This window comes from Paraburkholderia sp. EG286A, from assembly GCF_040965375.1.
Classification (GTDB): Bacteria; Pseudomonadota; Gammaproteobacteria; order Burkholderiales; family Burkholderiaceae; genus Paraburkholderia.
Genome location: NZ_JBFRCB010000016.1, coordinates 64,857 through 89,069, shown reverse-complemented (window position 1 = coordinate 89,069; position 24,213 = coordinate 64,857). Strand labels below are relative to the sequence as shown.

The window sequence follows — 24,213 nt, the reverse complement described above, 5'->3', positions numbered from 1 at the left end:
GCAGGGGCAGGAAGTCAAAGTCAGTTTGTGGGTCAGTCATGATCTGCGTCCGCAGTGTGTAAGTTGCGGACGCAATCTTGATCCCTGTTACCCGCAGGTTCCAGATGAGCCGAAATTACCGCTTACGACAAAGGTGCTGCAACTTGCGGACAGCCTGAATCTCAACGTCATCTGACCCGGCGCGAGCGTCTGGCGCCGGCGAACGCACGAACTTCGGGCGCGTGAAAATTCGATCCTCAAATTTTCATCGCCGTCCCGACCCCGGCACGAATCCGAACCTCTGCCGGCCGCATTGTGCTCTGGCATCATAAGGACTACATAATAAAATGCGATAAATTGCGTTATGTAAAATCAAATGACGAGCGTTCCACGCTCCGATGCTTCATTCGTCGGTCAACGGCTTGCGGCAAAAACACAGTGTCCCGCTGCTCGACGCCTTCAAGTCATGGCTCGACGAACTGGTGCCGCGTTCAATCCGTTCCACTACTAGCGCAGCGAGGCATCCGACGCGCTACGTAAGGCGGTAGACCTTGCTCACCGTTCCCCGGAACAGTGCTTCGCGCTCATCGGCACCAGCTTGCGCAGTAAATTTCTTGAAAGCGTTCCAACCGTTGCTGAATGGGTAGGATCCCTTATCGACAGGGAAATTGCTCTCGAACATGCAGCGCTCCGCACCGAACGCTTCGATACACGTATGCATCCATGGCTTCCACGCGTGCGCCAGCTCATCCGATGACGGCGGACGTTCGCCCTTTTCAAACGCGAAGCCATTCATACGCATGCCGAGGCCACCAAGCTTCACATAAACATTCGGCAACCCGGCGAGGATCCGCATCGAACGGGACCAGGCATCGAACACTTCCGCGCGCTGATTCGCATAGCTCGCGATGCGGACGACACCGCCGCAATGGTTGATGATGAAAGGCGTATCCGGAAAGGCCTTTGCCATGTCGAACAGCTCCGGCAATTGCGGAAAGAATAGCCATGCGTCGTACGCCAGGCCCAGCGGAGCCAGTTGTGCAACGCCCGCCCGATAGTCGGGGTCGAGCAGCAGCCCACGCGGCGGCGCCGACAAGGGATTGACGAGTGTCTGGTCCGCGTCCCATGTAACGAGATGTCGAATGCCACGGAACCGGCCATCGCCGGCGTGCAGTTCCGCTTCGAGAACGTCGCGCACCGACGCTCCCCGTCGAAGATCCGCGTAGCCGATCATCCCTTTCGCAACCTGCGGCTTGCCGCCTTGCAACGCGGCGGTGACGCCAGCCACGTATTCGATTTCACCGACCGGGCGCAACGACTCCGGACCAGAGGCGCGATACCGTGTCAGCGCCTGCATGAACACGGAGGCGGTGATGTTATGACCCATGCGCGCGTCCTCGAGGTACTCGTCCAGAAGGTAGGTCCAGCCCGGTCGTTCGTAAAAGTGATGATGCGCGTCGATGATCGGCATATCGGGCTCGATCGCCGCTTCGGCACCGGAGGCGAGCCAGTCGGCACGAACGGGCAGGTAGTTGTTGGTTGTACTCACGGAATGCGTTTTCTCTTTTGCAAATGCAAGACGCGCGCTGATAACGGGCAACAACATCGATGTTGCGAGAGTGCCGAGGACCTGACGGCGTCGGAACCAGGGAGTGGCTCCATTCTTAATCTCCGCGACCGAAGGCGTAGAGGGACAAGGTCAGCAAGGTCGTGATACCCAGCACGATCGAAAGACCCGTCATGCCGGCCGAAAACGTACCAAAACTGTCCTTGAGGTACCCCACGAGGTACGGTCCCGCAAAGCCCCCTAGCGCACCGATCGAGTTGATGAACGCCAACCCGCCGGCAGCGGCCTGTCCGGCAAGGAATCGCGCCGGGAGCGTATAGAAGATCGTCCGGCCTGCAATCGTCCCGATCAGCGCCAGCGTGATGCCGGTCATCGCCGGAACGATTTGATGGAAATACGTCGAGATTCCCAGCGCGATCGCGCCGGTAAAAAAACCTGCGGCGAGATTGCCGATCAGGCCGCCGCGACGATCGACTCGCTTTGCCCACCAGAGCAACGCGATGGTGGCGAAGAAGTACGGCACGGCCGACGTCCAGCCGGTCTGCGTCACGCTCATTCCATGACCTCTCAGCATCTGAGGCAGCCAGATGCCAATGCCGTAAGAGCTCATCGTGAAGCCGAAAGAAATCATTGCCAGAATGTAGGTGCGCACGTCCTTCAACGCCAGGACGAAATGTTTCTTTTTCTGACTCGACGTGCCTTCCCGATCGGTTACGCTTTGCAGCGCTTGCCGTTCGTCATGGGACAACCAGGTTGCATCGGCAGGCTTGTCCGCCAGCGTCTTGAGCACCAGAAAACCGAGCACGCACGCGGGCAATCCCTGAACGATGAACATCCACCGCCAGCCCGCCAGTCCCAAAACGCCGTCCATGTGGAGCAGCCACGCCGAGAGCGGCCCGCCCACAAGCGAGGACAGCGGCGTAGAGACGGTGAACCATGCGAGCACTCGCGTGCGATAGGTGGCCGGAAACCAGACCGCGAGGAAGAAAATCACGCCCGGAAAGAAGCCAGCCTCGCCGATACCCAGCAGCAGCCGGATCGCGTAAAAGCTCTTTGGGCCTACGGCCAGCGCTGTTGCCGCTGCGAAGAAACCCCACGTGATCATGATTCGTGCGAGCCAGCGCCGCGCGCCGAAGCGGTACAACGCCAGGCTGCTCGGAACCTCGAACAGGCAGTACCCGGCGAACATGATGCCCGCGCCCCAGCCGAACTGTGTGGCGGTCAAACCAAGATCGCGATTCATCGTCAACGCCGCGAAACCGACGCTCGTGCGATCCAGGTAGTTGAAGAAGTACGCAAGCGCGAGCAGCGGAATGAAACGCCACGCCGCCTTCCTGACCGCGGACTGCTCATGAGTGGACGCGAACGCGCTGCCCGTTGCGATGTTTGATGAGATGGATGTCATGTCGTGTCTCCGGCCGCGCTCGGAGGTCTCACCGGCTTCCGCGGCTCGATGATTCCATGTGTCTTTCGTGTTACGTGGCTGCATCAGGCGCTGGCGACTTCGTTCGCCGAAGGCTTCGACGCATCGCCAGGCTGCCTGTGTGCGCACTTGACGACACCGAGCTCGGTCAATTGCCTCACATCCTCCGGCGTGTATCCGAGACCCATCGGAAGCGCTCGCCGCCGACCGTCAAGGGCAGCAGCGCCGTCCTCGTCTCGATGGGCCGCCCTGCGCCGCTGGCATCGGGCGGCAAAGTCACCTCGGCGAGCCCGCCCGTCGCGAGCAGGTGCGGATAATCGGACAGATCCTGCGGCTTTGTGACCAGCGCATAAGGAAGCCCGCAGCGCTCGAAGATTGCGCTGATCTCGAGCGCGGTGCGATGATCGTATGGGCCAGGCAGAACCCCTTGTGCGACACATAGACGAGACGTGATTGAGCCTGCAAAGCGCAACATACCCGAGGCCTAGCTTGTCCATCGTTCCTCTCTTGAAGTTTTTGCTGAAGACGTCCGCCCCAGGCAAGCAGCTTGTGGACGATATGCACGCTACGCGTGGTCTTTCACATCGACCGCAATGCTTTTCTTGTTCCGGTTGAACGTGCCGAAGAAGCCCGCACCGGAGCCGCGCGAGGCACGTGTGCTGTCACCAATCCCTGGCCCCCCCGAAATCAATACTTCCTTAACCGGTCGGATAATCCCAGCCTAGGCCGACGCGGTATCCGTGACCCAGAGAGCCGTTGTTACTTTGACTACATCGTGAAACGCCAGCGGATTCGCGGCCGCAGTCTTATATATCGATGCGCCGAGGAAACCTTGGTTCATAGAAGCTACTATCGCCCTCTGTCGCCCACGGGACTCCTTCTTCCACCCCATCGTTCATAAGCTCCGCTATGAGTCGTGTAAAGCGCTGTTCCACCGACAGGAATGACATGCGGGGACGAAGACAGCCATGAAAGCATCGAAACCGTATCCTGTCCGCTCGTCAGCCAGACGTGGACTGCTGATGGACCACTCCCGACAGATTTTCATAAGGACAAGTCAACCGCACTTCACAACGTTCATCAAGCGAGGAGTCGTATCGTGACGACTCAGACAAGCACCAATATGGCTCGCTCACCAACTTCAATTGTTAGCCCGAGCCGGCAGGGATTCACGCAGGCGATCAAGAGAGATATGCCGCTCTCCGTCGGCTTCCTGAAGAACCCTGAACACCTTTTGCTCAGCGGGCGTGGAAATGACAAAGTCGTTATACGCTTTCAACAGGAGATTTCGATAAACCAAGAATAAGGTTGCGTCGTGATCCGCTGACAGGTCCTCCGCCTGTTTGATGTACTGGAAGAAACGCCTTAGTATATGTAATCGACTTACGTCCACCACCTTGTCGTCATATGAGATGGCGAAGAATCGGAAAAAGTCCTCAGCCGACGAAAGCCGGTGCAGTTTATCAACCAGTACCTTCATGTTGTTGCTCCGTATGACAAAGTTGGCCGCGAAGCCGTCCGTAGCGAGGCGGCGAGTTTTATGCCACCGTTAAGCGCTTTCACATTGACGAAAGGGCCTAACTTGTCTGTGCCTTCTGACTTAGTGGCCGACCGGCACGCAAGGACCATGCCTGCCCTACCTAAACCTGGAACGTGTTTCCCCGCATGTCCATCGCCATTCCCGATTACCGTAACAGGACGGGCGGTGTCACGTTGCCTCTGTCTGAATTGTCTGAATTGTGACAGCGCGGCGCGTTGCGCGAAGTACATCCAGTCGGCTCGGTTGCCGGCGAAACTTTACTGAACATGCGTTGGGACGTTGCTGGCCTGCTCGCGCTACTACGAACGGTCTTCATCGCCGGATAGGTCAATAGTTTATCCGTCACGAGTTTGGTCTTCGGAAGCCAGCGAGCGATTCGAAGCGTGTCGTTTGGTTACGACCAGAACCTGTCTGTTGATTGACACAGGTCAAGCCTACCTTTTCAAGCGTTTGCCGTTACAGCGGTATCGCCTGCGTCGATAAGACTTCCTTTAATACCTTGAAGCTACGCAGTTCCCGTACTCCCGGCAGGTGCAACAATTGTGCAGCATGCAACCGGTTGAAGCTTTCATTGCCGCGTGCTCGAACGAGCAAGACATAGTCAAACTTCCCGCTCACAGCGTGGCACGCAACGCAGCCCGACACCTTCTGCGCCGCTTTCTCGAATGCGGCAAACGCCTCGGGCGTCGAGCCGTCCAGCACGATCCCGATTACCGCGAACATGCCCACGCCGAGAGCCTTCGCGTCGAGCCGTGCGACGACTCTTCGTATTAGTCCCGTCTTCTTGAGCCGTTCCACGCGCCGCAGGCACGCAGGCGCACTGCGTTTCACTTTCGCTGCTAGGCTGACAATCGATAGCGACGCATCTTGCTGCAAGTGTCTGAGGATCGCGCGGTCTACGGAATCCAAGTCGGCTATGCCCTTCTGGGCGGCGACTGAATTCGTTATCAATTTCATTTGCACTCATCTCCCATCTGTTGAATTCGATGGCATCCGAAAAATGTATCGTTTTTCCATGCGTTATCCGTGAAACTCGTTTTCCCTGAGCGAGCGTCGCCTGCGCCAACCATTCTAATGCGCTAACTTCGCGCCGTTATTCCGCCTGCGTTTTCTGAGCGTGGAGATAGCTTCTCTGTGTATAGGACAAACTTAGTTTAACGTCGAATGTCGACGTCCAAGATAGCGAACTTCAACTGGTAAAATAGAACGTCTATTGACTCGCGATGAGTCGCAAGGCTCACGTCGGGGTTTTCGCTCACTTGTTTGCTATGGCGCAAGGAGATCTCCGCCGTGCCGTTCCGCGCATCGCTTCACTCTTGGTGACGACGTCTGGGGAGAGTTCAACGGCGTGAATAATTTGGCATGTCGCTACACAGCCTCCGGATGCACACTCGCCTCAGCAATCTAATTCCGTACCTGAGCAGTAGTATTTCGAGCGAGTGTTGTGGCGCATTACTTGCTTTCTTTCCTCGCGCAGAGTCACATTGTCAAGACGGATATAGTTCTCTATTAATCTTCCAGGAAAATCTATGATTTCCCAACGATCAAGCATATCGACAGAACCCGCGTGTGAATTTTTTACATTCACGGCCCGAGCAGCAAAAGAAGCGGCCGAGCTTGTCACGCAGAGCCACGAAGCGCCGCTTTATATTCGACTGCGTGCTGAATTTCATGCGGGAGGACAGCTAGAATATTTTATTGTCCTAGTTGACTCCGTAAGCGATTCCGACACGAAAGTGTTTACACAGGGCCTCACTGTGTTCGTGGACGAGACTAGCCTACGTTATTTTATCGGCACGCGGATCGACTATGAGGAAGATACCCCGCTTCCGCGCTTCGTGATTGAAAGTCCGAGCGCATCAACATCCTGCGGCCGCAGTGAATCATTTTCCTCATGTCCACGCTAACATCGTAGCATGCCGATATTTATACCGCTTGCACGTGGTCTCGATGCAGAACAAGATGGTGAATCGGCGACGCGCGGACCACCGAATGCAATGAGACTCGTGCAAGCCTCGGTTGGTTTGCGCGTTGGTATAAACAGCACCGGAATGAACGCACTTACGGGTTCATTCAGTCACCTAACACCCGTTGCCAGCCATATGTGAGTACCGCTGGGCGAGCAATCATGCTGGCATCAGCCTACGGAGCACGAGTCGCAACGGCGCTGGATCGACGCCATACCGTGGCGCGAACACGGGGTACCGGGTTCAATCTCGATGCGAGACGCTGCCGGCAAGAGCGGCGGACTCGACAAGGGTCTCGTCGCTCGCCAGCTTTGACTGGATCCGCAACGCAGAGAACCTGATCCTGACAGGGCCACTGGCACCGGGAAAGACTGCTCCAGCAGACTACACGGCCTTTCCGTGCTGTACGTGGGCTTCACCCGGCAATTTGAGGTATTGAAGCGACGATCACGCCCGCACGCTGTACTCGACCATTACCAACCAATTTCCCTCGAGCACTGGCGCGCCCGGCTCAAAACCCCCACGCTTGCCGATATGATACTGAACATCCATTTAGCTCACAAGCTTGCAGCGAAGAGGCGATTCGATGCGCAAGAAGGACGCGCCTGTTCCGATAGTGAACAGTCGCAGCAGAATTGAACTCTACGCCGCACGCCCCTAGCCTGTTCGACTCACCGAAACGGCCACTCAACTCGCCGGAAGTAGGCAACTGCACCTCAGTCCTGGACGACGGTTCGAAATCGCAACAAACTTCATGGCGATCAAATTGATCGGGATCGACGTGGCGAACGCGCGGACCTTCCAGTTCTTCTCACCCCACTCAATAGCCATGTCTAGGCGGCCACCTAGTCCAGTGAACCAATGAAATTGCACTGGTCTAATAATGCATGTGCAAAATGAATCTGAGTGAAACCGAGCGCGAAGAACTGATGTCGATTCAGCGCAGCCGCACAATGACCGTTGGCGAGGTGAGGCGTGCGCGGTTGATCCTGCTCGACGAAGGAGCCTCGCGGGCGGCGATCATGGCCGAATTGCGATGCGATTCGCGTTTCATCACAACGTGGCAATCGCGTTTCAGTGAGCGCCTTGCTGGCCTGTACGGCAGACATCCAGGCCGTGTGCCGCGATCTGACCTCGCGGGCCTTGAAGCGAGAGTGCTCGACTACGCGCTGCGACGCAAGCCGGCCGACGGCTCGACGCACTGGAGCAGCCGCAAACTGGCGGCACAGCTGGGCATGGCCTTCATGACCGTGCAACGTAACTGACGCAAGCACGACATTCGGCCACATCGTCTCGATACGCACATGGTGTCCAACGATCCTGACTTTGAGACCAAGGCCGCCGATGTGATCGGGCTGTACCTCAATCCGCCGTTGCATTCGGTGGTGTTCTGCGTGGACGAGAAGACAGCCATCCAGGCGCTGGATCGCAAGGACCGGATGTTGCCGCTCTCGCCCGGGCGTGCCGAGAGTCATGGCTTTGAATACAAACGCAACGGCACCCTGAGCCTGTTCGCGGCATTGAATGTCGCCACCGGCGAAGTGCTGGGCAAAACCGCGCCGCGCCATACCAGCGCCCAGTTTGTTGCGTTCCTCACCGAGGTAGTATCGGCGCAGCCACGCGGAAAGGAGATTCACGTGATATGTGACAACGTGAGCAGCCATAAAACCGACGCTGTTCAAATATTTCTGGCCGACCATCCGAAGGTCTCGATACATTACACGCCCACGTATTCGTCATGGCTGAATCAGGTCGAGAACTGGTTTGCCCGCATCCAGCGCGACGTCATTGCGCGTGGCGTATTCACCAGCACCAGGGATCTCGACAAAAAGCTCATGCGGTACATACGTCAATACGATAAGCAGGCACTCCCATTGAAATGGAAGTACTTCGATCCATCGCGGCGAATCCGGTGCAATTCATCTGGTTCAACGGACCTAGCGCCGTATTCGTCCACGGAGGGTTGTGTTAGACGCGTCCATTTGCGTGTTCCTCGGAGAAGACTAGTCCATTGAACCAATGAAATTGCACTGATCTAATAGTGCATGGGCAAAATGAATCTGAGTGAAACCGAGCGCGAAGAGCTGATGTCGATGCAGCGCAGCCGCACGATGGCTGTTGGCCAGGTGAGGCGTGCGCGGTTGATCTTGCTGCTCGACGAAGGGGCCTCGCGTGCGGAGATCATGGCCGAATTGCGCTGCGATTCGCGTTTCATCACAACGTGGCAAACGCGTTTCACCAGTGAGCGTTTGGCTGGCCTGTACGGCAGGCATCCAGGCCGCGCGCCGCGACCTGACCTGGCGGGCCTTGAAGCGAGAGTGCTCGACTACACGCTGCGACGCAAGCCGGCCGACGGTTCGACGCACTGGAGCAGCCGCAAACTGGCGGCACAGCTGGGTATGGCCTTCATGACGGTGCAACGTATCTGGCGCAAGCACGACATTCGGCCACATCGTCTCGATACCCATATGGTGTCCAACGATCCCGACTTTCAGGCCAAGGCCGCCGATGTGATCGGGCTGTATCTCAATCCGCCTTTGTATGCTGTGGTGTTCTGCGTGGACGAGAAGACGGCCATCCAGGCGCTGGATCGCAAGGACCGGATGTTGCCACTCTCGCCCGGGCGCGCCGAGAGTCATGGCTTCGAATACAAACGCAACGGAACCCTGAGCCTGTTCGCCGCATTGAATGTCGCCACTGGTGAGGTGCTGGGCAAAACTGCGCCACGCCATACCAGTGCTCAGTTCGTTGCGTTCCTCACCGAGGTGGTATCGGCCCAGCCGCGCGGAAAGGAGATTCACGTAATCTGCGATAACGTGAGCAGCCACAAAACCGACGCCGTTCAAACATTTCTGGCTGACCATCCGAGAGTCTCGATACATTACACGCCCACGTATTCGTCATGGCTGAATCAGGTGGAGAACTGGTTTGCCCGCATCCAGCGCGACGTCATTGCGCGTGGCGTATTCACCAGCACCAGGGATCTCGACAAAAAGCTCATGCGTTATATACGCCAGTACAACAAGCAGGCACTTCCATTGAAATGGAAGTACTCCGATCCATCCCGGCGAATCCGGTGCAATTCATCCGGTTCAACGGACTAGCGTGCGATTCCCGCTTTACACCAGCAGGACTTGCTTCCGCTGCCCTCTCTCATTGAATCAAGTTAATTCAGCGAGATTTGCAACTTCCAGCAAGCGCTTTTAGAGCAAGGTTGCGAATCGGACTACGGAGCGCGGCCATACCTGGGTGCTGTGGACGACTAGTCAAAAAGTCGTGCGGACCGCGCCCTGCTGAGCGGCCGCGCACGATCGCCCACGTCGAGGGGCTGGGCAAACCAAGCCTAGGAAACAACCATCCTGCCATCATCGAACAATGTCATAACTGTAATCAGTCTTCGCAATATCAATCGTACTAGCATCGAGCTTCTCGAAGAATTCGTCAAGTAGTGCCAATAGAACGCGCAATGCTCCCTCATACCCCCAAGTCGGAAAGCGGTGATAGTGATGCCGGTCAAAAATAGGAAACGCGAGTCGCACTAGCGGTGTCCCCGTATCACGCTCCAGGTACTTCCCGTGAGTGTTGCCGATCAGGAAATCGACTGGTTCGGTAAACAGCAGCGAGCGCAGATGCCAGAGATCGCGCTTCGGATAGGCGTTGCATCCGGCCCCGTATGGCGACGCGTCTAACAACGCCCTGACCTTCTCGGCCCAGCCGTCGTTACCGTTTGTCGACACAACATGCACCGGCTCTGCACCGCACTCGAGCAAGAATTGCGTGTAACCTAGCATCTGGTCAGGATCGCCGAAGAGCGCATAGCGTTTGCCATGGAGAATAGCCTGACTGTCCGCCATTGCATCAACGAGTTGCCCCCGCTCCCTCTCCAGTTCAGGTGGAATCGGTTGGCCCGTGACACGGGATATCTCCATGAGGAAATGGTCGGTGCCAGCAACGCCGACTGGGGAATTAAGCACAATTACCTCTTGGCCGTGTTCCACGATATACTTCGCCGTCTTTTCGCAGCAATACTCTTGGAAAATGAACGTTGCTTTCGCATTCAGAGCACGTTCAACTTCTTCCTTCGTTGTCCCACCCTCGTACATGCGGAATTCTCCATCCGTTGGCGTATTCCATGTATCGGAAGGATCGCAGATGATGTTGACCCTCACGCCGAACAGATCGAAGATACGACGAATCTCCTTGATGTTGCCCACCACGAAACCGTCAAAGCCACCGATAAAATTTACACTCTCGTCCTGTACACGCATGAGTGGTGTTGCGGTACCGGCCTTCCCGTCCCAGAAGTGTTTGAGAATGCCGAGTAGAGCATTGTCATAACCCGTCACGTGACTGCCGACAAACGCGGGCGTATGAGCGAACGGCACATCGTAGTCTTGCGGAACGCTCCCCTTCTGCTTACTGTTCTTGATGAATGCATCGAGGTCGTCACCGATGACTTCTGCCATGCAGGTCGTCGATACGGCGATCATCTCGGGCTTATAAAGGTTGTATGCATTCGCCAGACCGTCGATCATATTATTGAGGCCCCCGAAGACCGCCGCGTCTTCTGTCATCGACGAACTCACGCACGACGTCGGTTCCTTGAAGTGCCGAGAAAAGTGTGAGCGGTAATAGGCCACGCAGCCCTGAGAGCCGTGCACGAACGGCAGTGTTTTATGAAAGCCGTTTGCCACGAATACCGCCCCCAGAGGCTGGCAGGCCTTCGCGGGATTGATGGTTAGCGAGTCGCGCGCGAAGTTCTTCTGCTTGTAGTCTTCAGTCTTCGTCCATTCGGCAACCTCCCTCACTGCCTCATCAGGATGACCGAACTCAAAATCTTGCTTCTTGTTGCGCAAAAGCGCCTGATATTCCGGCTCGCGAAAGAGCAGTTCGTGATCGAGAATGTTGTCGCTTGATTGGGGCATGACTCGCTCCTGAATCGATTTCCTGAAGAGCCATCAGGCGACACAACCGTATCGCCAGCGGCCCGCCTAGCTCACACTGCCTTTTTCCACGGCGCCTTGGAAAGAGTCCAGACCGGACTAGAAATTGCAATGTCCATGTCGCGCGCAAAGATCGCGAATCCGTCGTAGCCGTGGTACGGGCCTGAATAATCCCAACTGTGCATCTGGCGGAACGGAACACCCATCTTCTGAAAGACGTATTTTTCCTTGATTCCTGAACCGACGAGGTCCGGCCGCATGCGTTCGACGAACCGCTCGAATTCGTAGCCGGTCACGTCGTCGTAAATTAGCGTGCCGTCGTGAACGTGATGCGTAGTGCGCTGATAGTCATCGTTGTGGGCAAACTCGTAGCCGGTTCCAACGACTTCCATGCCGAGGTCTTCGTACGCCCCGATGATATGACGCGGGCGAAGGCCGCCTACAAAAAGCATCACTTTCTTACCCTCGAGGCGTGGCTTATACCTCGCGATTACCGCATCCATCAGCGGGCGGTATTTGGCGATCACCTTCTCCGCATTGGTCTTAATTGTGTCGTCAAATCGGCTCGCGATCTCCCTCAGGCTCCTTTCAATCATTGTTGGACCGAAAAAGTTGTATTCCAGCCAAGGAATACCATACTTCTCTTCCATATGTCGGCTGATGTAATTCATTGACCGGTAGCAGTGGAGCAGGTTAAGCTTTGCGCGCGGCGTATGCTCCAGTTCAGCGAGCGTACCATCGCCCGACCACTGCGCAATAACGCGCAAACCCATCTCCTCAAGGAGAATGCGGCTTGACCATGCGTCGCCGCCGATATTGTAGTCACCGATGATCGCAACGTCGTACAGAGTTGATTTGAGCGCGGAATGTTTATTCGGGTCGGCACGGTCGAGCACGCAATCGCGAATCGCATCGTTCGCGAGATGATGCCCAAGCGACTGTGATACGCCGCGAAATCCCTCGCAGCGTACGGGTACGATTGTGTGCCCGCCGTACTGCGTGCTCTTCTTCTTCGAGACTGCCTCGATGTCATCGCCGATCAGACCGATCGGGCATTCCGTTTGAACTGATATGCCTCTGTTGAGCGGAAACAGCTCCTGAATCTCATCGACGATTTTGTCGAGTTTCTTGTCGCCACCGAACACGATGTCCTTCTCCTGAAAATCAGAAGTGAACTGCATCGTGACGAACGTATCGACTCCGGTTGTTCCGACATAATAATTGCGGCGCGAACCCCACGAATACTGGCCGCAGCCGACGGGTCCGTGACTGATGTGAATCATGTCCTTGATCGGTCCCCAGACGACGCCCTTCGAACCGGCATATGCGCAGCCGCGAATCGTCATAACACCAGGCAGCGACTTAATGTTGGACTTCACCCCACAGTCCGGCCTACCCTGCTCAAAAGTGCCTAAATGCTTGGCCCGCCGCTTTGCCATCTTTTCCGGGTAAGCTCGCAGCACTTCGTCAATGAGAGCCTTGTGAGCGGCCTTACGTTCTTCAACCGTTGCGGTCATTGCATATCCATAAATGGAGAAATGTGATCGGCGAAATCAGTTGCCGTACGCCGCACGGCAACCGTCATCCCTGCAGCCGTCAGACCGTCAGTTCAGCCGCTGTCTTGCCAACCTTCGACTCATCGACCTGCACCATAATTCCTTTTTCCATCAGGAGATCTTCGAGTTGGTCCATCGTGATCGGCGTTGGGATCACACCATTGCCAGCGTTGTTATGCACCTTCTCTGCAAGCGCGCGATACTCGGCGGCCTGTGCACTCTCTGGCGCGTACTCGATCACCGTCATACGGCGTAGTTCCGCATGCTGCACGATGTTGTCGCGCGGCACGAAGTGGATCAGACGTGTACCGAGCATCGCTGCGAGCGATTCCGCAAGCTCGAATTCCTTGTCTGTCTTGCGCTCATTGCAAATGAGGCCGCCCAAACGCACACCACCGCTGTTAGCATATTTGAGAATTCCTTTTGAGATATTGTTCGCAGCGTACATAGCCATCATCTCGCCTGACATCACAATATAAATCTCCTGTGCCTTGTTCTCTCGAATTGGCATTGCAAAGCCTCCGCACACCACGTCGCCCAGCACATCGTATGAGACGTAGTCCACTCCGTCGTAGGCACCGTTCTCCTCCAGGAAGTTGATCGATGTAATCACACCGCGACCCGCGCAACCGACACCCGGCTCAGGACCGCCCGACTCCACACAGCGTATGTCTTTGTAGCCAATCTTCATGACATCCTCGAGTTCGAGGTCCTCCACCGAGCCAGCTTCCGCCGCGAGGGAGAGAATTGTGTCCTGCGCCTTCGCGTGCAGTATCAGCCGTGTCGAGTCTGCCTTCGGATCGCAGCCGACAATGAGGATCCTTTGCCCGAGGTCGCTGAGCGCCGCGAGCGTGTTTTGCGACGTGGTCGATTTTCCAATCCCGCCCTTTCCGTAGAAAGCGATCTGCCGAAGTTGAACCATCGTGATACTCCATTGAGATAGAAGGATTAAACCAAGGTTGCCAATCAAGGCTGCAAAGCCGCGATCATGTCCTCAGCGTGCAGTGTCCATATGATCTTCTTCTGTGGAGTCACGCATCGGCCGGATGCTGTCCGCGCGAATCGCTATAGTGCAGTTTCTATGCCAAGGCTCCAGAATCGTCGAAGTGCCTTGCAAATCGCGCTTTGAGCAAGCATGCCGGCATGGCGCCTACCGACGTTCGCAGCGTCGGCTTCCTGACAAATCGTGCGTTGTTGTCGCAAACGAGATTTTCACCACCATTGTCGGCCCGCCTCGGTCAATGGCAGCGGGCCAGAAAGGGAGGGATTGGTGGTACGAAAGTTGCGAACGAAACGTCATACTTCTTGACCAATTGCGAACTGTCACTGCCATTTCACAAGTTATTCAAACTTAAGAGGAAAACCAAATGAACGATATGACTATCGACAAGGGCCTTGACCAGACCGTTTTCGCCCGCTTGCAGCGCGAGGGCCGTTTGCTCAATGCAGTGTTCAAGGGTCCCACCAGTACACCTCGTCGCATCGGTTTTCGCGGCGAACTTGCGCTGCGCTTCGGACCGCAACTCGCTGACGAAGCGCGCCCGCCTGAGCTGTCTTGCGAGCAGGTCATGGCAGTGGCCGACGTCGGCAACCCGCATCTCATATTTTTTGCGGGGTGGCTATTGAGCTTCGAAGATCTGAAAGACGTCGCCGAAGTGTTGGGAGACGCACTCTCGCCCAACGGAAAGTACTTTCTGTTCTGCGACAACATCGATCTTTCGAGTCGCTATCAGGCGCACTACCAGGGCGCAGTATTCTATGTCCTGCCTATCGTGGAATCGACGGTCTATAACGAAATACTTGAACTCCTGTATCTCGACAAGGCAGAGCTGAGGAAAAAGGACACCGCGGGAAAACTCGACGCGGTCGCCGATGCTGGGTCGAAGTTCGACTTGTGTTTCGATCCCATCAGTTACGCGCAGGGACTCGAACTGATGGGTCCAGTCCGTGATCCTAACGAAAACAGACCGGTCTAAGCTGCATTTCGCCGCGGTGCTTCTACATGAAGATGCCGCCATGCACACAAGTTACCAAAACGCTCACGTAATCTAACTGGAGAATTTCTATGGCCTTGCTAATCGATGCTGCCGCACGTCGAAAAGGGAACGGTCAAAGCCTCCCGCTCGCTGATGAGGGTCTGCAAGCTCGGCCACGTTCGTCAGTCGCTAGATGGCTGTCGGCACACGACTTTCCGGATGCCCATTCCTGCAGCGTTGACGGCATAACGCCGCTGATGCTCGCAGCGATGCATGGGGAAGACCGTATCGTCGCCGCGTTGCTCGACGAAGGGGCACCGGTCAGTGCGCTCGACGACAACGAAAACGATGCGCTATGGTACGCATGTCTATGCGGAACGCCCGGACCGATTCTACGGTTGGTCAGTGCCGGTCTTAATGTCGATCATGCCAATGCGCATGACGTCACATGCCTGATGCAGGCAGCCGCCAACGGCAGAGTCGACGTCATGTGGTTGCTAATATCCCTTGGTGCGAGTAACAGCTTGGTCGCGCCAGATGGGCGAACTGCTTTCGACATGGCCACGGATTTTGGACTACAGCTGCTGCTAACGGTAGACCGACTCAAAAACGCCATGCGCGAATCGTCGCGTTTCGCCGATGATGCTCCGTCGCACAACCTTGCCCATTGAGGAGAACTTCTCATGCCGCTTTACGACTACGTATGCCGCAACTGCAATTTTCGGTTCGAGACACTCGTACGCACCAATTCGTTGGCGTCCTGTCCGCGCTGTAGCAGTAATGCGATGGATAAGCAGGTCAGCGCACCGTCCGCCCCTCCACGCAACAAGGCACTCATTACGGCAGCACGCCGCCAGGCCGCTCGTGAAGGGCATTTGAGCAATTATTCCGCGGCTGAGCGCATGCAATTATTGCATCGACCTTGAAACGCCACAAGGAGCTGGCGCCTGTCATTCCATATCTGCCTTGCAAAAAAGTTAACTCCAAAATCATATGTCGCCGCAGTCTATTTACCTCATCGCACAAGAATTCTCCGTTGTAAATCCCGACAACGGGAAACAACTCGGTAGACTTGCAAACACAATTCGGTATGCCTCTTCTGTGTGTCTGATCTGGATATTAACATGGACAATGCCCGCATACTCGCAGAGCATGGATTCCCATATCGAATCATTTGACAGATTCATGGCTGACACGAGAGCGGCCGCCGCTCAGGATTTTATTGGTCGCTCTTGGCCCGAGTCTGGGGCGCATCTTGAGTCAGATCATCAACCTCCAATCTCGCGCAACTACAAAGTCAATGATCCGTCTGCTTTTGAAGGGATGCGCCAAGCGATTATTGAACGTTACAATGGAGTACACGTCTCAAGGAGTTTTTTTGCGAACGGCCAAACCTATGACTGCGTTCCGTTGATGGAGCAACCAGCTGTCCGGAGATATCAAATAAGGCAAATCGCAACACCTCCACAGTTAGCGTCAGCGACAAACCTCAACGGTGACTTATCCAGCCGATCGGTAGGGTCGTCTGAACAGTTGCAAAACGGTGTGAATACGCCAAGCTGTGGTACGGGCAGCGTCCCCTTGAATAGAGTCACATTGGAAGAGCTTAGTCGATTTACGACAGTAGATGCATATCACAGAAAGGCGCCTCCACCGATGACCAGGCTCCCGTCAAGCGGCGAATCAGCGAATGCACCCTTTTTCGCGAGTCAATTACTCTCCGCGGATCCCTATGCACACAAATATGCGACATTCGTGCAAAACGTCGAGAATCTCGGGGGCAACGTCACGTTCAATGTCTGGAATCCGAAAGTGGATGCTGCGGCGGGTCAGTATTTCAGTTTGTCCCAGATCTGGATTCTTGGTGGAGACAGAGCCGGCGGCGCAAACCCTCTTCAGTCAGAAGAGACTGGCTGGGTAGTCTCTCCTTCCATGTTTGCGGACAATCTGCCGCACTTCTTCATCTTCAGCACCGCCGATAACTACGTGAACACCGGATGCTGGAACAACAGCTGCGGGGATTTCGTGCAGGTTTCGGAGAAAGCGGTACTCGGGGGCGCGTTAGTTGACATCAGTTCTCCCGGCGGTCAACAGCACGAGTTCAGTGCCGGATATCATCGCGACGCACACGGGAACTGGTGGCTCCTTCGTAACGGAGTCGCGATTGGTTACTACCCCGCGGAGTTCTATCAAGGCGGACAGAACAGTCATAACGCGACGTCGATTGGGTTTGGTACAGAAACAACCGGGCTTACGTCTTGGCCAGGCGCCGGTAGTGGTAATTGGGACAGTCAACTATATGGCCACGCAGCTTATCAGCGCAACCTCTACTACTACGACCTCGCTGATACTGTTGCCTGGGACGATCCGCACTTGTTGGGACAATCGACTTGCTACCACGCGGCCGGGCCATTCAGCAACGGAGATGGCGGCAATATTCCGGCCGATAACTACAATCCAAGTTGGTGGACCCGATACATCTTCGTTGGTGGCCCAGGCGGAACACAGTGCAGATGAAGACGGCATAGAGCGCGTGATTCGTATTGTTCTATGATGCATAGCTCCGCCTAACATCCCGACTCCTCGCGCTTGCGCGGTTTCCACATGTTGCGTTTGGCAATTGGTTCATCGAGGCATCCTACGTGCGCGATGCCGAACGAGGCGGAGAGCTCACCCGGAGCCAGCCTTAAACGGCACACGAGAAGAGAACCGCGCGACACCGACGGTCAACCCACCTTCCCGTGACCAAAAAAACCGGTATTGCAATTCGCAGGCCAAGCGTTCGCCGTCACTGACTAATTGCGTACGTCCGCTTACCGATATTCCGCACTGTCCTCTTCACGTCGAGGCAGGTTGATATCGGCAAATACAGGCGAGGCCCTAACAGGTTGCGGAAATGCACCCGCGACGGAAGCGGGCGTATTCGATTTACGCGCCCACCGTTGCTAAATCTTTCGCATTGTGTAATTTCAACGCGAATCCACCTTTTTTTAAGCGTCGTGAGGCCGACTTCTGGCCTCATTGCCGCCTTCTTGCGCCACTATGGGCGCATTTGTGCCAGCGAGCGCATGCGCACGAGGTTGTAGGCCGCCATGTTCAACACGAACATCTGGTCTACCTTCTTCAAGCCACGCACCATCACCTGGCGCGTGCGGCCCACAGTCTTGGTCCAGCCGAAGCTTTGTTCGATCAACTTGCGCTTTTGCTGCGAAATGGCATAGTCCGGCCCACGCCTGGATCAGCGTGCCGTCCACGCTGAAATGTTCACCCGAGAGCAGGCACTTCTTCTGGGCGATGGCCACCCCTCGTCATCCATTGCCAGGCCGATGAACCAGCGAAACAAGAGGTTGTACTGGACTTGCTCCATCAGTTGGCGCTCGGAGCGGATGCTGAAAAGCACTTGAATCAGCGTGGCCCGCAGCAACTTCTCTGGAGCGATGCTCGGCCGCCCGCCCTTTATGTCCGCTTCGTACATCTGGGCGAACAGTCGATCCATCCTCGCCAGCGCGTCGTTCGCCATTACGCGGATCGAACGGAACGGATGCGACTTGGGGACGAAGTCGTCCAGCTTGCGCATGGAAAACAGACTCTCGGTGAATGTGTCGGCGCCGCGCATGGTCTCCGTGGGTGGAGCAAGTGGTGGTCCATCTATCAACGCTTCACGAGCTCTGCGCGATGACGTGTTTCAGCGGTAATTCAGCGGCCTGCTAAGCCGGCCAAGATAATTCCAAGTGCAATCTATGGGATGGGATGTGCAGGGCGCGCTGGTAATTGCGTCACCCGCCCGATGCCCAGCACACGCAGGGCCATCGAGCTGCCGAGCGTCGAGTCACGGTGACAACGGCATCGCTGCGCCGAGCGACCGTAAGCTCGGACGAATCGAGCTCGGACCATTGCTCCAACGACTCGAAAGCCCGCGAAAACAAGCTAGATCGCCGTGGTGTGGTATGCCAGCTCGCAAAGTGCGATTTCTTCAGTCGCCATCGCAAAACGCCTCCTCTGCCAATATGAGGATATCCGCTTGCGCTGCCTCCGTGGTTACATTAATGCAAAAGCCGGTCCATGTCGCTAGATAGACCCGACGACCACGGAACTTGAGGAAGGGCTCCTCATCGCTTAGCTCGACTGCGGTGATCCGAATGATACGAACATCGGGATAGCGCTTTCGCCAAATTACCGCGGCTTCCTGCAACGTCGGTTCGGTACAAACCAGTTCAGTTATCGCATGAATCTGTTCCATAGTAAGGCCCATGTCATTCGCACCCGCCTGACACGCGCCGCGCCTCGACAGTTACCGGAAGCGTGGTATCGCTCGCAAGTTCGGGCAACTGAAACTGCCAGCCGTTAGCAAGCGTAATACGTCCACCCCAGAGCTGCGCTCCATCGATGTAGACGATTGGCTCCTCGAGATCCTTCTTCAGAACATAGGCCCTGAATACACCATTGTCATCCTTTCGGATCGTGACCTTCACGTTTATATCTCCCGGGTTGGTTAAGCGATTCGCGCCAGACGTATGGCTGCAACAACCGGCGGACATGCCGCACGTGCGCAGTACGATGCCGCCTTATCCCACACAAACAGGCCGAGTTAAGGGAGTCCACCATCATCGAACGGCTCGCTAATGCGCTCAGCGCTTAGCGTCGGCATCTGCGCGCAGTTCTCCTTCTCCATATCGGCGTGCCACGAACCGATCCAGCGAAGCGCGTCGGCGCGCCTCCCCAGTTGGGCGAGCACCTCCGGCGGCAGGCGGTCGAGCGTGCAGAGCTCCTTCGCGCGCATTCCAACCCGGCGGTCTCCTTCGAAAAAGTGAACCGCATAGACGTAGAACCGCTGTAGAAACGTGCCGATTGCAGTGACATAACCGGCCTCGCCTTGGCTCACGAGCAGTTCCCCCATAGCCTTACCGTTGTATGTACCGTCGTTACGAATCACGGCGCGTGCAATCACTCGCTCGCCAACGGCGAACCGTGGTGGAAAAGCAAGTTCGACTGCATCGTCGCTCTCAACGTCCCTCACGCCCAGCTCATTTGAATACCGGGATGCACGCTTCATGACACCTCCCGTGGCAATGAGTTACGTCGGCGTCCGATCGCACTCGCGTCGATACGCGAGTCGCTCAACTTGCCTGCGCCATCGCGCGCGCGCGCGGCGACGCCAAATGCTTCGTTGCCCTTGTTGAATGCAAGGCCACACCTGTCTAGTGTTTCGACGAAGTCGACGGTAAAGCCGTCGAGCAACAGCCGACTTTCTGCCGGCAAGAAAATCCGCAGTCCATTGATCTCCGTAGTCTCGTCACCGGGTTGCGCATCGGCGGTGGCGCTCAGTTCGGCTTCGTATCCGGAGCAACCGCCAGTACTCACACAAATACGGACGCCCGCACCGGATGGCAGACCGGAAAAGCGCGCGATACGGTGAAGAAACTTTTCGGCGGCAGGTGTCACTGCAAAATTTGGCAACATGATTTAGAAATCGTCGAATTGAACAATCGTCGGGTACACTGCGCAAGGCAAGCGGAACCGCAGCGCTAGGCCGGCACGATGCACCCGTCCACAGGGCACGCCGCCACGCATTGTGGACTATCGAATTGCCCTTCGCACACGGTACATTTCCTCGGATCAATTGCGAAGACGCCGGCTTTCTCGATGATTGCGACGTTTGGGCATTGCGGCTCGCAAGCCGAGCAGCCAGTGCAGGCGGAGGAAATGATCTTTAGGACCATACCATGGACTCCTTGTGATGATTTTTGGTGTAACCGAGCACGTCGGGACGACTACGCGACCTGCCGCTCAAACAGGGGCGTCTTCTCCCACTCTAGTCAACCCGATCTGTGGGATTGTCGCGTCGCCGCGGTCCATGTGGTCAATTTCGCAAGTCGCGAGACGGCCACAATAGTCGGTGAGCCATGCAAGCGCGGCTTTTTCGATTGGTTCGTGGGCGTACATATCCACGGGTTCGATTCCCGCTTCTAATAGCGACTTCCGTGGGCACAAGCCAATCTTTGCAACCAGCACAGCATGGCAATCGTTGATCGCGTGTATGATCGACCCCAAGTCATCCTCATCGCCATCGCCGCCGCGGCAATAGGCGCCCACGCGGCGGTGCGCGACAAACAGGGCTCCAGCGGCGCTGACCTGGAAAATCTGGAACTCGGAAACGTGGCCGAAATGAGCGTTGACGAGCCCGCCTCCCTTCGTCGCAACGGCAATCCGCACCTCGACATCGCCTAGCACCAGGGTCGCTCCTGACAAGCTTCGTGTCTTATGTTTCATCTCGCGCTCTCCATCGCATTCGGCGTTCACGCGGCGTTGACGTGTACGGCCAAGATCAAGCTTGTCCACGGGGTCCATGTGTTCGATGCTTGCGAGCGAAAACTCGTGATGGCGGTCTTCGCCCAGAAGGCCTACTGCATCTGCACGACATTGCCGGCAATGGCGCATTAGGGCCGCGCCGCCCATGCAGGCGTCCTGCACGGCCTTCAACTCGCGAGCGGTAGGCTCGCGCTGGCCACGGCCACCGAAATACGTGCCGTGCGTAGGATCCGAGATCAGCGGCATGATGTTGTGCAAAAACGCACCCCGCCTTTTTACTTCGCGATTCACTTCGACCAGGTGCTCGTCGTTGATGCCAGGGATGAGTACCGAGTTGATCTTCGTAAGTACGCCACGCGCGCTCAACATGTCGAGCCCTAGCATCTGCCGCTCGTGCAGAATTCGCGCGGCCTCTTCGCCCGTGACTCTTCTGTGATCCCAAAAGATCCATGGATAGATCTTTGCGCCGATGACCGGGTCCACCATGTTGATAGTGATCGTCACGTGATCAATGCCGTAATCGCAAATTTCGTTGACATAGTCAGGCAGAGAAAGGCCGTTCGTCGAAAGACAAAGCTTAATGTCCGGCTTGAGTTCGCGAAGCATACGAAAGGTATCGAACGTTTTGTTCGGATTGGCCAGTGCATCCCCCGGGCCCGCGATCCCGACGACAGTCAATTGCGGAATCCTCGAGGCGACGGTCATCACCTTTTTCACGGCCTGATCCGGCGCGAGCTTCTCTGATACCACACCAGGCCGCGACTCGTTCGAGCAATCATACTTTCGGTTGCAGTAGTTGCATTGGATATTGCAGGCGGGTGCCACTGCGACATGCATGCGCGCATAATGGCGATGCGCGTCCTCCGAATAACACGGGTGATCTCTAATCCTTTCCCACACCTCCGCACTGATGTTTTCTGGTGCGTCGGTCGAACAGCAACTTGACCCGGCTGGTGCGCCATTTGAATCAGAGCGGCCGTATCCGGCAAGTGGATCCGCGGCCGACACCGATGGCATGATGTGTGTGACTCTGGCGCCGTCGGCCAAGATCAGAGCGCCGGCATTCGCGCAATCGTGCATGGCATCTCTCCGCAATGAACAGTGGGTGTGCCATTGCTCCCAGCGAAATCCATGCCATCGCGAAAACGCACGATGTGCGAGTGGACGATACTTGAAGCCGAGAGCATCGCCGAGTGTTCCGTCGCCATGACACATGGGTAGTCCAGCCACGCTGGCGCTGTGTCTCAGTTCTTATTCATTTGAATTACTCGCGATAAAAGCAACCGCTTTCGCGTTCGCCGATAACTCGATCGGCCAGATTCAAGCGCGACACTGTTGGGAATGGGACATTCCCGACGCGACTTATCACACCACGTACTCCGATTCCCGACATGATGCCTTTCAGGTTCAAACAGAACCATACTCCCGCCGTAGCGTCCCATTGGCACGATGTTTGCAGCGCGATCGACACCTCTCGGGAGACTTGACATGCATCTTCCAATTATTAATGACACGACGCTACGCGATGGTGACCAGGTTGCAGGAGTCGCATTTCGCGCCGAGGAAAAATGCGCGATCGCGAGCGCCTTGTCTCAGGCCGGCGTGCCGGAACTAGAAATCGGGGTTCCCGCAATGGGCGGCGAGGAAATGGCGTGCATAGCGGAAATTTCCGGGTTAAATCTCGGCTCTCGTATAGTCGTCTGGGGACGCCTCACCGAAGGTGACCTCGCGGCGGCATTGCGTTGCAATGCCGATATCGTTCACCTCTCTATCCCTGTTTCGGATATTCATCTGCGCCACAAGCTGCAGCAGTCGCGTACGTGGGTTCTGCATCAAATTGACCGGATAGTCGAGATAGCAATCGGAAGTCGCGCAACCATTTCTCTCGGCATGGAAGACGCCTCGCGCGCGGATCCTTCCTTTGTCATCGAAGTGGCTCAATGCGCACGGCAGCACGGGGTTCAGCGCTCGCGTTTCGCAGACACGGTCGGCGTGCTGGATCCGGTTAAGACATACCACGCGATTGCGGCGCTGCGCGTTGCCGTGGACCTCGAGATCGAAATCCATGCGCACGACGATCTCGGACTTGCCATAGCCAACACGTTGGCGGCCCTTGCGGCAGGCGCAACACATGCCAGCACCACCGTCAACGGTCTTGGCAAGCGAGCCGGCAACGCGGCGCTAGAGGAAGTCGTGATGGGAGCACGTCATCTTCTGCGACGAGATACGGGCGTCGACACTAAAGCGCTGCCCGGTATTTCGTCGCTGGTCGAACATGCGTCGGGCCGAGCCGTCTCCTCTGGAAAAAGCATCGTCGGTCGAGGCGTTTTTACTCACGAAGCGGGAATTCACACGGACGGCTTTTCCAAACACCCCGCAACCTACGAAGGATTCGATCCTGCAGAGGTGGGCCGGCAACGGTCTACAGTGCTCGGCAATCATTCCGGGTCTCAAGGTGTACGTGACGCATATGACGCTTTGGGCCTGAAGGTATCGGAGCGGCTTGTGCCGCTACTGCTACCGCACATCCGGGCCTTCGCCACGCGACATAAGCAGCCGCCTAGCGCAATCGATCTCCGCCGCTTTTTGAGTGAGGTACGGAGCACGCGAGTCAGAGCGTCCTGAAGGCCGCTCATAGCGAGAAACAGACTTAGGAGGAGCAAACCCGTGGAAGGACTCATCCGAGACTTCGTCCACTTTCATCTATGGAGGATTTCCGCGTCTCTTTTGCATTGCCCTCGACAAAAGGATAGTGAGGTTGAACCGCCTGCACATCATGAAACGTTTCTTTCGGTACATCGAACAACAGAACGACACGCCGCCCTCCACGAAGGCTGACCTATCACGGCTTGCTGCGGAAGGCCTGCGACGACTTCGTTGTATCCAGGCCCCCTGAACAACGAGTGTTTAAAGTCTTTAGAAGGTCGCCGACCGGCATGTCGTCTTCCTGAAA

General features: G+C 56.4%; 21 protein-coding genes and 4 pseudogenes. 10 read left to right on the top strand and 15 right to left on the bottom strand.

Translation table 11 applies throughout. From position 1 onward, the window contains the following. Window positions 1-511: 511 nt before the first annotated feature. The 5 genes and pseudogenes from AB4Y35_RS40355 to AB4Y35_RS40335 all read right to left on the bottom strand — a co-directional run bounded on the left by AB4Y35_RS40355 (window position 512) and on the right by AB4Y35_RS40335 (window position 5,466). Complete coding sequence (locus tag AB4Y35_RS40355) at window positions 512-1,585, bottom strand: amidohydrolase (protein WP_368692156.1); 1,074 nt, start codon at window positions 1,583-1,585, stop codon at window positions 512-514. Between the two features lie 58 nt (window positions 1,586-1,643). Next, window positions 1,644-2,951: an MFS transporter gene (locus AB4Y35_RS40350; RefSeq protein ID WP_368692157.1), complete on the bottom strand. Its 1,308-nt coding sequence runs from the start codon at window positions 2,949-2,951 to the stop codon at window positions 1,644-1,646. Between the two features lie 83 nt (window positions 2,952-3,034). Then, window positions 3,035-3,636: pseudogene (locus tag AB4Y35_RS40345) on the bottom strand (CoA transferase); the annotation flags it as partial. A 474-nt stretch (window positions 3,637-4,110) separates the two neighbouring features. Then, window positions 4,111-4,449, bottom strand: coding sequence for a nitrogenase stabilizing/protective protein NifW (nifW, locus tag AB4Y35_RS40340; RefSeq protein WP_368692158.1), 339 nt, complete (start codon window positions 4,447-4,449; stop codon window positions 4,111-4,113). A 516-nt stretch (window positions 4,450-4,965) separates the two neighbouring features. After that, the gene (locus AB4Y35_RS40335) at window positions 4,966-5,466 is read right to left on the bottom strand and encodes an Lrp/AsnC family transcriptional regulator (protein ID WP_368692159.1); all 501 of its coding nucleotides are present in this window, start codon (window positions 5,464-5,466) and stop codon (window positions 4,966-4,968) included. Window positions 5,467-6,038: 572 nt separating this feature from the next. Here AB4Y35_RS40335 and AB4Y35_RS40330 point away from each other — a divergent pair. The 4 genes and pseudogenes from AB4Y35_RS40330 to AB4Y35_RS40315 all read left to right on the top strand — a co-directional run bounded on the left by AB4Y35_RS40330 (window position 6,039) and on the right by AB4Y35_RS40315 (window position 9,580). Beyond that, window positions 6,039-6,416 carry a HesB/IscA family protein gene (locus AB4Y35_RS40330; protein ID WP_368692160.1) on the top strand — a complete coding sequence of 126 codons (378 nt, stop codon included), beginning with the start codon at window positions 6,039-6,041 and terminating at the stop codon, window positions 6,414-6,416. Between the two features lie 184 nt (window positions 6,417-6,600). Beyond that, window positions 6,601-6,915 carry an ATP-binding protein gene (locus AB4Y35_RS40325; protein ID WP_368692161.1) on the top strand — a complete coding sequence of 105 codons (315 nt, stop codon included), beginning with the start codon at window positions 6,601-6,603 and terminating at the stop codon, window positions 6,913-6,915. A 448-nt stretch (window positions 6,916-7,363) separates the two neighbouring features. Further along, window positions 7,364-8,491: pseudogene (locus AB4Y35_RS40320) on the top strand (IS630 family transposase). Between the two features lie 30 nt (window positions 8,492-8,521). Then, entirely contained in the window at window positions 8,522-9,580 is a 1,059-nt protein-coding gene (locus AB4Y35_RS40315; RefSeq protein WP_368692162.1) for an IS630 family transposase, read from the top strand. Window positions 9,581-9,841: 261 nt separating this feature from the next. On the opposite strand, the gene nifK is transcribed toward AB4Y35_RS40315, so the two are convergent. The 3 genes from nifK to nifH form a co-directional block, all read right to left on the bottom strand. After that, entirely contained in the window at window positions 9,842-11,401 is a 1,560-nt protein-coding gene (nifK, locus tag AB4Y35_RS40310; RefSeq protein WP_368692163.1) for a nitrogenase molybdenum-iron protein subunit beta, read from the bottom strand. A 71-nt stretch (window positions 11,402-11,472) separates the two neighbouring features. Next, window positions 11,473-12,936: a nitrogenase molybdenum-iron protein alpha chain gene (gene nifD / locus AB4Y35_RS40305; protein ID WP_368692164.1), complete on the bottom strand. Its 1,464-nt coding sequence runs from the start codon at window positions 12,934-12,936 to the stop codon at window positions 11,473-11,475. 79 nt (window positions 12,937-13,015) lie between these two features. Continuing rightward, entirely contained in the window at window positions 13,016-13,897 is an 882-nt protein-coding gene (gene nifH / locus AB4Y35_RS40300; protein WP_368692165.1) for a nitrogenase iron protein, read from the bottom strand. 445 nt (window positions 13,898-14,342) lie between these two features. On the opposite strand from nifH, the gene AB4Y35_RS40295 reads away from it, so the two are divergent. The 4 genes from AB4Y35_RS40295 (at window position 14,343) to AB4Y35_RS40280 (ending at window position 17,468) form a co-directional block, all read left to right on the top strand. Continuing rightward, window positions 14,343-14,951, top strand: coding sequence for a hypothetical protein (locus tag AB4Y35_RS40295; RefSeq protein WP_368692166.1), 609 nt, complete (start codon window positions 14,343-14,345; stop codon window positions 14,949-14,951). A gap of 89 nt (window positions 14,952-15,040) precedes the next feature. Next, window positions 15,041-15,622 carry an ankyrin repeat domain-containing protein gene (locus AB4Y35_RS40290; RefSeq protein WP_368692167.1) on the top strand — a complete coding sequence of 194 codons (582 nt, stop codon included), beginning with the start codon at window positions 15,041-15,043 and terminating at the stop codon, window positions 15,620-15,622. Window positions 15,623-15,634: 12 nt separating this feature from the next. Further along, window positions 15,635-15,877, top strand: coding sequence for a zinc ribbon domain-containing protein (locus tag AB4Y35_RS40285; protein ID WP_368692168.1), 243 nt, complete (start codon window positions 15,635-15,637; stop codon window positions 15,875-15,877). Between the two features lie 226 nt (window positions 15,878-16,103). Beyond that, window positions 16,104-17,468: a neprosin family prolyl endopeptidase gene (locus AB4Y35_RS40280; RefSeq protein ID WP_368692169.1), complete on the top strand. Its 1,365-nt coding sequence runs from the start codon at window positions 16,104-16,106 to the stop codon at window positions 17,466-17,468. 523 nt (window positions 17,469-17,991) lie between these two features. On the opposite strand, the pseudogene AB4Y35_RS40275 reads toward AB4Y35_RS40280, so the two are convergent. The 7 genes and pseudogenes from AB4Y35_RS40275 to nifB all read right to left on the bottom strand — a co-directional run bounded on the left by AB4Y35_RS40275 (window position 17,992) and on the right by nifB (window position 22,340). After that, window positions 17,992-18,567, bottom strand: a pseudogene (locus tag AB4Y35_RS40275) (transposase). Between the two features lie 357 nt (window positions 18,568-18,924). Further along, window positions 18,925-19,191, bottom strand: coding sequence for a hypothetical protein (locus AB4Y35_RS40270; protein ID WP_368692170.1), 267 nt, complete (start codon window positions 19,189-19,191; stop codon window positions 18,925-18,927). 13 nt (window positions 19,192-19,204) lie between these two features. Continuing rightward, on the bottom strand, window positions 19,205-19,423 hold the full coding sequence (gene nifT / locus AB4Y35_RS40265; protein ID WP_368692171.1) for a putative nitrogen fixation protein NifT: 219 nt from the start codon (window positions 19,421-19,423) through the stop codon (window positions 19,205-19,207). Between the two features lie 116 nt (window positions 19,424-19,539). Beyond that, a complete protein-coding gene (locus AB4Y35_RS40260) occupies window positions 19,540-20,004 on the bottom strand; it encodes a nitrogen fixation protein NifZ (RefSeq protein WP_368692172.1) in 465 nt (154 codons plus the stop codon). Beyond that, window positions 20,001-20,411, bottom strand: a complete 411-nt coding sequence (locus tag AB4Y35_RS40255) for a HesB/IscA family protein (RefSeq protein ID WP_368692173.1) — start codon at window positions 20,409-20,411, stop codon at window positions 20,001-20,003. The genes AB4Y35_RS40260 and AB4Y35_RS40255 overlap by 4 nt, the downstream gene beginning before the upstream one ends. Before the next feature lie 65 nt (window positions 20,412-20,476). After that, the gene (locus AB4Y35_RS40250) at window positions 20,477-20,671 is read right to left on the bottom strand and encodes a 4Fe-4S binding protein (RefSeq protein ID WP_368692174.1); all 195 of its coding nucleotides are present in this window, start codon (window positions 20,669-20,671) and stop codon (window positions 20,477-20,479) included. A 67-nt stretch (window positions 20,672-20,738) separates the two neighbouring features. Beyond that, on the bottom strand, window positions 20,739-22,340 hold the full coding sequence (gene nifB / locus AB4Y35_RS40245) for a nitrogenase cofactor biosynthesis protein NifB (protein WP_368692175.1): 1,602 nt from the start codon (window positions 22,338-22,340) through the stop codon (window positions 20,739-20,741). A 408-nt stretch (window positions 22,341-22,748) separates the two neighbouring features. On the opposite strand from nifB, the gene nifV reads away from it, so the two are divergent. Both nifV and AB4Y35_RS40235 read left to right on the top strand, forming a co-directional pair. Next, window positions 22,749-23,885: a homocitrate synthase gene (gene nifV / locus AB4Y35_RS40240; RefSeq protein ID WP_368692176.1), complete on the top strand. Its 1,137-nt coding sequence runs from the start codon at window positions 22,749-22,751 to the stop codon at window positions 23,883-23,885. A gap of 151 nt (window positions 23,886-24,036) precedes the next feature. Beyond that, window positions 24,037-24,211 (top strand): annotated as a pseudogene (locus AB4Y35_RS40235) (nitrogenase-stabilizing/protective protein NifW). Window positions 24,212-24,213 lie beyond the last annotated feature (2 nt).

Coding starts and splice junctions, on each gene's coding strand:
- AB4Y35_RS40355 (WP_368692156.1), bottom strand. CDS start 1,585: ATGTTGTTGCCCGTTATCAGCGCGCGTCTTGCATTTGCAAAAGAGAAA.
- AB4Y35_RS40350 (WP_368692157.1), bottom strand. CDS start 2,951: ATGACATCCATCTCATCAAACATCGCAACGGGCAGCGCGTTCGCGTCC.
- nifW (WP_368692158.1), bottom strand. CDS start 4,449: ATGAAGGTACTGGTTGATAAACTGCACCGGCTTTCGTCGGCTGAGGAC.
- AB4Y35_RS40335 (WP_368692159.1), bottom strand. CDS start 5,466: ATGAAATTGATAACGAATTCAGTCGCCGCCCAGAAGGGCATAGCCGAC.
- AB4Y35_RS40330 (WP_368692160.1), top strand. CDS start 6,039: ATGATTTCCCAACGATCAAGCATATCGACAGAACCCGCGTGTGAATTT.
- AB4Y35_RS40315 (WP_368692162.1), top strand. CDS start 8,522: ATGGGCAAAATGAATCTGAGTGAAACCGAGCGCGAAGAGCTGATGTCG.
- nifK (WP_368692163.1), bottom strand. CDS start 11,401: ATGCCCCAATCAAGCGACAACATTCTCGATCACGAACTGCTCTTTCGC.
- nifD (WP_368692164.1), bottom strand. CDS start 12,936: ATGACCGCAACGGTTGAAGAACGTAAGGCCGCTCACAAGGCTCTCATT.
- nifH (WP_368692165.1), bottom strand. CDS start 13,897: ATGGTTCAACTTCGGCAGATCGCTTTCTACGGAAAGGGCGGGATTGGA.
- AB4Y35_RS40295 (WP_368692166.1), top strand. CDS start 14,343: ATGAACGATATGACTATCGACAAGGGCCTTGACCAGACCGTTTTCGCC.
- AB4Y35_RS40290 (WP_368692167.1), top strand. CDS start 15,041: ATGGCCTTGCTAATCGATGCTGCCGCACGTCGAAAAGGGAACGGTCAA.
- AB4Y35_RS40285 (WP_368692168.1), top strand. CDS start 15,635: ATGCCGCTTTACGACTACGTATGCCGCAACTGCAATTTTCGGTTCGAG.
- AB4Y35_RS40280 (WP_368692169.1), top strand. CDS start 16,104: ATGGATTCCCATATCGAATCATTTGACAGATTCATGGCTGACACGAGA.
- AB4Y35_RS40270 (WP_368692170.1), bottom strand. CDS start 19,191: ATGGAACAGATTCATGCGATAACTGAACTGGTTTGTACCGAACCGACG.
- AB4Y35_RS40260 (WP_368692172.1), bottom strand. CDS start 20,004: ATGAAGCGTGCATCCCGGTATTCAAATGAGCTGGGCGTGAGGGACGTT.
- AB4Y35_RS40255 (WP_368692173.1), bottom strand. CDS start 20,411: ATGTTGCCAAATTTTGCAGTGACACCTGCCGCCGAAAAGTTTCTTCAC.
- AB4Y35_RS40250 (WP_368692174.1), bottom strand. CDS start 20,671: ATGGTCCTAAAGATCATTTCCTCCGCCTGCACTGGCTGCTCGGCTTGC.
- nifB (WP_368692175.1), bottom strand. CDS start 22,340: ATGCACGATTGCGCGAATGCCGGCGCTCTGATCTTGGCCGACGGCGCC.
- nifV (WP_368692176.1), top strand. CDS start 22,749: ATGCATCTTCCAATTATTAATGACACGACGCTACGCGATGGTGACCAG.